The organism is Bradyrhizobium sp., assembly GCF_035701725.1.
Taxonomy (GTDB): Bacteria; Pseudomonadota; Alphaproteobacteria; order Rhizobiales; family Xanthobacteraceae; genus Bradyrhizobium.
The window spans coordinates 1-6687 of record NZ_DASSRP010000194.1; the positions used below are offsets into that span (position 1 = coordinate 1).

Sequence of the window (6687 nt, forward strand, 5' to 3'; positions counted from 1 at the left end):
TTGACTTCGGCTGGGATGCCGGTGCCGTTGTCGCGGATGCGGATTTCCACCTTGTTGCCGAGGTTTTTTGTGGTCGCCCTCAGCAACGGCTCGAAGCCGTCGTCGCCAGCTTCCTTGCGTTTGTTCGCGGCGTAAAAGCCATTGGAAATGAGATTGAGGAACACCCGCGTGATCTCCTGCGGGTAAAGATCGATGACCCCGGCAGACGGATCGAGGTCGCGCTGCAGCGTGATATTGAAGCCGGACTTCTCGGCCCGCGCGCCGTGATAGGCAAGGTTGAGGCTCTCCTCGACGATCGTATTGATGTCGGCGGCCCGGCGGTCACCCGTGCCTTCGCGCGAATGCAGCAGCATGTTCTTGACGATCGAATCGGCGCGCTTGCCATGCTGCACGACCTTGTCGAGGTTGCCTTTCAGCATCGCGGTGAGTTCGTCGATCTCCTCGCGCGTCTTGTCGTCGAGTGCAGCCGATCCGAGCAGGTCATTGAGCTCGTCGATCAGCTCGCCCGACAGTGCCGAGAAATTATTGACGAAGTTGAGCGGGTTCTTGATCTCGTGCGCGATGCCGGCCGTGAGTTGGCCGAGCGAGGCGAGCTTTTCCGTCTGCACCAGGCGGTCCTGCGCGGTGCGCAACTCGTCGAGCGAAAGCGAAAGCTCCCTGGTGCGCTCCTGTACCTGTTCAAACAATCGCACGTTCGAGATCGCAATCACGGCCTGTTCGGCGAAGGTCTGGACAACCTCGATCTGTCGCTCAGTAAAGGGGGTGAGGTAGGGTTGGGTCATGGTAATCATACCAATTGCGACGCCTTCGCGCATCAATGGCACTGAAAGCAAAGCTCGCCGGTGACCCACTGCCATATGACCCTGGCCGAATTCGGGGTCGGCACTGATGTCGGGGATATGCACCGTGCGCTTCTCGCGCGCGGCCCTTGCGGTCGACGATCCGCGTTGCTCCGGTGCGATTGGATTGGCTTGCAAAAACTCCAGGTATTCAGGCGTCGCCCCGGATAGCGCCGCGATGTGGAATCGGCCATCCCTCAGCAGGAAGATTGACGATGTCACGGCACTACATAGATGCCGCGACGTTTCAACGATGACATCAAGCACCGGCTGCAGAGTGTCCGGCGAACTGCTTATGACCTTGAGTACGTCCGACGTTGCAGTCTGGAACTGCAAAGCCTCCGAGAGATCGTGCGTCCGCGCCTGCACCTCATCGAACATTCGGGCGTTTTCAATGGCGATCACCGCCTGGTCGGCGAAGGTTCGAAGCAGTTGCACGTGATGGTCCGAGAAGGCACCGGTCTGAAGACGGGTGACAGCAATCAGTCCGATCGAGGCGCCCTTGTTCATCAGCGGTGCGAACAGCATGCTGCGGAAGCCCCGCGCGCGCGCGATCTCCAGGATTTCATCGGTGAGCGATTCCGTGTCGGGAACCTGCGTGACCTCGCCGTCCCGGGCCATCTGGAACGGTGCGAAGCTTTCGACCGGACTCGGGAACGTGGACTTCAGGACATCGTCCGCTTCGGGCGTGGTCGGAGTAAAGGCCATCAAATGGGCCATTCCGTCGATGAAGCGGAATACGGTGGCGGAAAAGCCGCCAACAAGGCCGTTGGCCCGCGTCGCGATCGCCTCGAACACCGGCTGCACGTCCGATGGTGAGCTTGCTATCACCTTCAAGATATCGGCGGTCGCAGTCTGCCGCTCCAGCGCCTCCTGAGTCTCGCTGAACAGGCGGGCATTCTCGATGGCGATCAGGGCCTGATCCCGGAAAGATTCGGCGAGCGCAATCCCGGTCGCGCTGAACGCGTTTGGCTGACTTGCGACCAGGGCCAAAAGCCCGATGCAGTCGTCTCCACGAAGCAGCGGCATGAGCAGCGAGGATCTGGCGCCGTGCAGCTCACGGATCGTGCGCTCATATTCTGGCAGTTCGATCAGGGACCAGTCCGGCAGATGCAGCATCTGCTTTGTTGCGATCGCCCGAGAGGGGAAATTCGCGGCGGGATCGATCGGCTGCCGGGGGCCTAAAACAACGGGGCCGTCGCGGTTTACGCCGGCGACGGGCGTATACGTCTGGCCGTCGACGCGCATGAAGAAGGCACGATCACAGCCGATCAGGCGGACGGCGGTCCGTACAATGGCGTCGAACACCGGCTGCACATCCGTCTGTGACCTGCTGATCACGCGCAAGATATCCGCACTTGCGGTCTGACGCGCGAGCGCATCCTGGGTCTCGTTGAACAGGCGCGTATTCTCGATGGCGATGACCGCCTGATTGGCGAAGCTCGTCACCAACTCGATCTGCTTGTCGGAAAACGAATGCACCGTCTGCCGGAAAATTGCGATCACGCCGACGAGGAGGTCTTCCTTCAACATCGGCACAAGCAGAATCGTCTTCGCCCCGCCGAGTTCGACCAGTTCCATAAACGGGCGAAAACCGGTGACGTAGGCCGGCTCCTGTTTCACATCGGTGACATGGACGAGCTGCCGGGTCGCAATCACCCGCCCCAGCGGATCGATCGGCGGCGGGTAGATGACCGCCTGGCGCGAAAACGTCTCCGCGAACGCCGAAGGCAGATTGAAGGTCGAGGCGCAATGGAGGCCGCCATCCTTCTGGAGAACAAACAAGTTGCCGAATTGGGCTGCGCAAATGTCGCTCGCGCTGGCCAGAATTGTCTGGAACACCGGGTCGAGTTCACGGGGCGAGCGGCTGATGACCTCGAGCACCTCGGCGGTCGCGGTCTGATGCTGAAGTGATTCATGCAGGTCGGCGGATTTCGCCTGCACCTCATCGAACAGGCGGGCATTCTCGATCGCGATCATCGCCTGGTCGGCGAAGGTCTGCACCAGATCGATCTGGCTTTGGGTGAACGGGCCCGGCTCGGGCCGCGTCAGGACCATCACGCCTTCGACCTTGTTGTCCCTGAGCAGCGGTACACCCAGCGTCCCGCGAATTCGATTCAAGGACGTCGCGGGCATCTGCATTTCAGGGTCGGCCAGAACATCGGGAATAACTTCGACCTTTCCCGACGCGATGACCCGCGAGGTGGCTGAACCACGGCCTGCCCTCGGCGGATTTGCCGCCCAATATTGCAGGAATTCCGGGCTTGCGCTGGAGACCGCTCTTAGCGGATAGACTTCTCCATCGCGAAGAAAGATCGCACCGCGATTGGCGCCGCACAGCTTGACGGCAGAGTTTATCAGGGTTTCGAGAACGGCGTGGAGGTCGAAGCTCGAGCGGCCGATGACCCTAAGCACGTCTGCCGTGGCTGCCTGCTGGGCAAGGGATTCGTCGAGCCTGCGTTGCAGGTCATTGATGACCTGCTGTGGACCCTCGGCAAGCTTGTCAATCACAAATCAAATTCCAGAATAATATAGAGGCCGGACGGAAGTCTGCTCCGCGCGGAAGGACATCAAAGCATGACCGCCCGACGTCGGCTAGAGCTGGACCGGGTCCAACCAACCAAAATGTCGGTTTTGAGGGTCACGCCGCCGTCGTTTCGGCGAGTAAACTGATGTCCCTGCTGCCATCGACGGCGCACGAAATGCGGGATTGCTCACGCAAGTCCGACTTTCCAATTTCGCTGCGCGGCGTTCCACCCCCCGTCCTTTCGTGCACGCTCGATCTCTTTCAGGCCGGCAGGCGCCCAATTCAATCAATTGCAGCGCATGGGCGCGATTTCGTTCCGACCATTGGCTCGCCTGACGGCGCTGCATGAAGCGCACGAGCGACGCAATATCGTCGGGAGCGGACATCGTGGGCGCGAGTGGCAAGGCAACTAAGCGCCGTTTCCGGCCTTGCGCTCCCGAATTTTCGACGATCCTGAGGCTTTGATGCTGAAGCCTTCCTGTGCTGGCGAATGGGCCGCCAATTCAGATCGGTCCGGCGGCAACAGCTTGGGAGCGCGCGAGGCACTTGCGCACAGCAGGAGAAACAGCGCTCGCTCTGCCCTGTATCTCGCGCCCCCGCGGCTCAACTCAGAGCCCCTCATGATCACGCGGCCATCAGCGGCGCGGACAGACCATTTCCACCTGCCCCGTCCGTGCTGCTTCAGCACGAAATCGAACGTTGCGAAGCGGTCGTCTTCGGCCCGGGTCACGGCGCGAACCTCTCCGCGCGGTCGCCGCGGAACGCATTCTGCAGCCGTCGCTCGCGCTCAATGCGGCTTATGAAAAGTTCGCGCTCCTGCTCGGCCTTCGCGCTGGCGAGCAGCAGACGGTAATGGCTGACGACCTTCTCGCTGCCGCGGATCAGCAGGTGCTGGATATTCATGACGCCCTGCTTTCGCGCGAGGAAGCGGATGGCGACTCGTTCGGGATGGTGAACGCCGCCGGGAGCGTCTCGGCGACCAAAGCGTCGAGCGCGGCCTGTTCGTGCGCCATCCGCCTCTCGATGAAGTCACGCTCGAGATCGGACAACTTCGTCCGCAGCAGTCTGCGATAGCGGTGGATATTGCTGCGGTGAGTACGGATACGGGCCAGCTCGAATCCAGTCCTGGGATGAAGCGAGGAATCGAAATCGAGTAGGTTGCTGTCGAGCGCGGTCGTCGGCCGCATCGTTTCCTCCATTCTGAGACGGGTTGACGGATGCCGCGCGGGACACGCCCGCGCGGCACGAACCTTGGCGCCTGGTCCTTGGCGCCTGGTCCGGTAATCAGGCGGCCTTGGCTTCGATCTGACTCAGTTCGCTCGAGCCGACGGCGTTAATCGCAATGCGCTTCGGCTTCATGGCTTCGGGAATTTCGCGAACAAGCTCGACCTGGAGCAAGCCGTTGTCGAAGCTCGCCGTCCTCACCTGGACATAGTCGGCAAGATTGAACTGCCGTTTGAAAGGCCGAGCGGAGATGCCCTGATAGAGATATTGGTGCTGGTCCTTGTCGCTTTTGCGACCTTCCACCGTCAGAACATTTTGCTCTGCGGTCACCGCGATCTCGTTCCGGTTATAACCGGCGAGTGCGAGCGAGATCTGATAGCGATCTTCGCCGAGCCGTTCGATATTATAGGGCGGATAGTTATCCTCGGCCCTGTGTTGGGTTTCATCGAGGAGATTGAAAAGCCGATCGAAACCGATCGTCGAACGCCAAAGGGGGGCAAAATCGTAAGTCCTCATACCAAGTCCTCCTAGGAGCAAGCTGGATACGAAGGAGCGCTAGACACCAGTGCAAGACAGTTGTCCGGCGCCCGGTCAATCCGCTGGGCCCAAATCTGGCACCCAACACCGCTCACGCGGCAAAATCCAAATACAAAATCGACTCAAAAGTTCAAGAGGGTCCGCAAAATTTTCTCTCGCAGCGCGCGTCCCAGCCATCGGCGCGAGACGGCGCGCCCCTTCGCCGCCCGCGCGCCAAAGCTGGCCCTCAAGCCACTTGAATTTTTCGCGGCTTGGCCTGCGCCGCCTTTGGCAGCACGATCGTCACCACGCCGTCCTTCATTTGCGCGCTGATCTTGCTCTGGTCGATCTTGTTGGAAATTTCAAAGCTGCGCGCGTAGTGGCCGACATTGTATTCGGTGTAGACCGGCTGCATGCCCTCGTATTTCGCGAAATCGATCCGACCTTCGATGGTCACGATGTCGTCCTCGACATTCGCCTCGATGCTGTTGCGGTCGACGCCTGGCATTTCAAGCACGACGGTCAGCGCCTCGGGCGTTTCGAAAATATCCGTTACCGGTACAAAGGCCCGCCCGGGGGTCGTGCCCTCGATCTTCTTGTCGACCTCACGCTTCTGCTGAACCTGCAGCTCTTGCGGCTCTGACATGGCCCTACTCCCTAGCTGATCTTGATCGAACGCGGCTTGTCGGCCTCGGCACGCGGAATGAACAGCGCAAGGATGCCGTCCCGGTATTCAGCCTTGATGCCGTCCGGCTCGATTCGAATTGGCACCGACAAGGTTCGGTCGAACACGCCCGTGATGCGCTCGCGACGATGGATACTCGCTTGTTCACCGTAGGCAATCGTCTTCTTGCCTCGGATGCGAATGGTATTTTCCTTCGCCTCGATCTCCAGATCGTTTTTGTCGATGCCCGGCAGTTCGACAACCGCGACGAAATCATCGTTCTTCTGGAAGATGTTGATCGGCGGAAAACTGCCGATTGCGGCCGTCCCGCGGCCCATCCAGTCGCTCGCGATGCGAGAGTCCAGGGCGCGTTGCAGGGTCAACAATGTCTCGAACGGGTCATTGAAGCTTGCAAACATCGGTTTCCTCCCACTGAACTGGGGCGCAATGCGGACCGCTTCGCCGCCAGCACTGCGCCGTCATGGCGTAATTCAGCTCAACGTCGTTGAACCTTTGGTCACCACCTGAAGGTCTTGCGGGTCACCCCAGGGCGGCCCTCCGGGCAGCATCAGCGTATCGATCCGCAGTGTCGGCGCTGACGCATTCCAGTCCATCCACGGCATCGACTCGAGATACTGAATTCGTGGCAGCGGCAGAGTGTGACTGGCCGTTTCAGCGGTTTGCGACAAAGCCTCCACTGCGGCCAAATTAGTCAAAGACGCCAGAACCAGAATGAGCGCCAACACAGCGGTCAGCAGACTTCCCATGAGGCGCCGACCGACGTGATTCAAATGTCCCTCCGCACGAGCGGAGCCAATGGTTTGATCCAAGATCATCTCATCCTCCTGTCGTTCGAAAACTCAACCATGCGATCGTTGCGAAGCTTGAGGCCAGCATGAGCCAATTGAGAGCAGCCC

Annotated in this window: 7 protein-coding genes; all 7 read right to left on the minus strand. The window is 60.2% G+C overall.

The genetic code is table 11. The annotated features are described in order from the left end of the window. On the minus strand, positions 1 to 3350 hold a 3350-nt coding region (locus VFL62_RS11285), incomplete at its 3' end, for a GAF domain-containing protein (RefSeq protein ID WP_325172457.1). Between the two features lie 742 nt (positions 3351 to 4092). Further along, complete coding sequence (locus VFL62_RS11290; protein WP_325172458.1) at positions 4093 to 4269, minus strand: hypothetical protein; 177 nt, start codon at positions 4267 to 4269, stop codon at positions 4093 to 4095. Continuing rightward, the gene (locus tag VFL62_RS11295; protein WP_325172459.1) at positions 4266 to 4553 is read right to left on the minus strand and encodes a hypothetical protein; all 288 of its coding nucleotides are present in this window, start codon (positions 4551 to 4553) and stop codon (positions 4266 to 4268) included. The genes VFL62_RS11290 and VFL62_RS11295 overlap by 4 nt, the downstream gene beginning before the upstream one ends. A gap of 97 nt (positions 4554 to 4650) precedes the next feature. Further along, positions 4651 to 5106: an Hsp20 family protein gene (locus tag VFL62_RS11300; protein ID WP_325172460.1), complete on the minus strand. Its 456-nt coding sequence runs from the start codon at positions 5104 to 5106 to the stop codon at positions 4651 to 4653. A 247-nt stretch (positions 5107 to 5353) separates the two neighbouring features. After that, positions 5354 to 5752, minus strand: coding sequence for an Hsp20/alpha crystallin family protein (locus tag VFL62_RS11305; RefSeq protein WP_325172461.1), 399 nt, complete (start codon positions 5750 to 5752; stop codon positions 5354 to 5356). A gap of 11 nt (positions 5753 to 5763) precedes the next feature. After that, positions 5764 to 6189, minus strand: coding sequence for an Hsp20/alpha crystallin family protein (locus VFL62_RS11310; protein ID WP_325172462.1), 426 nt, complete (start codon positions 6187 to 6189; stop codon positions 5764 to 5766). Between the two features lie 72 nt (positions 6190 to 6261). Beyond that, positions 6262 to 6606, minus strand: a complete 345-nt coding sequence (locus tag VFL62_RS11315) for a hypothetical protein (protein WP_325172463.1) — start codon at positions 6604 to 6606, stop codon at positions 6262 to 6264. Between the last annotated feature and the right edge of the window lie 81 nt (positions 6607 to 6687).